General features: G+C 51.5%; 1 rRNA gene. It reads left to right on the forward strand.

From position 1 onward, the window contains the following. Nucleotides 1-1,294, forward strand: a 23S ribosomal RNA gene (locus tag ACF8MI_RS21925); the annotation flags it as partial.

Below are 1,294 nucleotides of genomic sequence, written 5' to 3' on the forward strand. Positions count from 1 at the left end.
GCTAAATACTACTGACTGACCGATAGTGAACCAGTACCGTGAGGGAAAGGCGAAAAGAACCCCGGAGAGGGGAGTGAAATAGAACCTGAAACCGTATGCGTACAAGCAGTGGGAGCCTACTTTGTTAGGTGACTGCGTACCTTTTGTATAATGGGTCAGCGACTTATATTCAGTGGCGAGCTTAACCGAATAGGGGAGGCGTAGCGAAAGCGAGTCTTAATAGGGCGTTTAGTCGCTGGGTATAGACCCGAAACCGGGCGATCTATCCATGGGCAGGTTGAAGGTTAGGTAACACTGACTGGAGGACCGAACCGACTACCGTTGAAAAGTTAGCGGATGACCTGTGGATCGGAGTGAAAGGCTAATCAAGCTCGGAGATAGCTGGTTCTCCTCGAAAGCTATTTAGGTAGCGCCTCATGTATCACTGTAGGGGGTAGAGCACTGTTTCGGCTAGGGGGTCATCCCGACTTACCAAACCGATGCAAACTCCGAATACCTACAAGTGCCGAGCATGGGAGACACACGGCGGGTGCTAACGTCCGTCGTGAAAAGGGAAACAACCCAGACCGTCAGCTAAGGTCCCAAAGTCATGGTTAAGTGGGAAACGATGTGGGAAGGCTTAGACAGCTAGGAGGTTGGCTTAGAAGCAGCCACCCTTTAAAGAAAGCGTAATAGCTCACTAGTCGAGTCGGCCTGCGCGGAAGATGTAACGGGGCTCAAACCATGCACCGAAGCTACGGGTATCACCTTTTGGTGATGCGGTAGAGGAGCGTTCTGTAAGCCTGTGAAGGTGAGTTGAGAAGCTTGCTGGAGGTATCAGAAGTGCGAATGCTGACATGAGTAACGACAATGCGAGTGAAAAACTCGCACGCCGAAAGACCAAGGTTTCCTGCGCAACGTTAATCGACGCAGGGTTAGTCGGTCCCTAAGGCGAGGCTGAAAAGCGTAGTCGATGGAAAACAGGTTAATATTCCTGTACTTCCAGTTATTGCGATGGAGGGACGGAGAAGGTTAGGCCAGCCTGGCGTTGGTTGTCCAGGTTTAAGGTGGTAGGCTGAAATCTTAGGCAAATCCGGGATTTCAAGGCCGAGAGCTGATGACGAGTTGCCTTTAGGCGACGAAGTGGTTGATACCATGCTTCCAAGAAAAGCTCCTAAGCTTCAGATAACTGGGAACCGTACCCCAAACCGACACAGGTGGTTAGGTAGAGAATACCAAGGCGCTTGAGAGAACTCGGGTGAAGGAACTAGGCAAAATGGCACCGTAACTTCGGGAGAAGGTGCGCCGGCGAGGG

It is taken from the genome of Pseudomonas sp. yb_9 (genome assembly GCF_043103635.1).
GTDB lineage: Bacteria > Pseudomonadota > Gammaproteobacteria > Pseudomonadales > Pseudomonadaceae > Aquipseudomonas > Aquipseudomonas monteilii.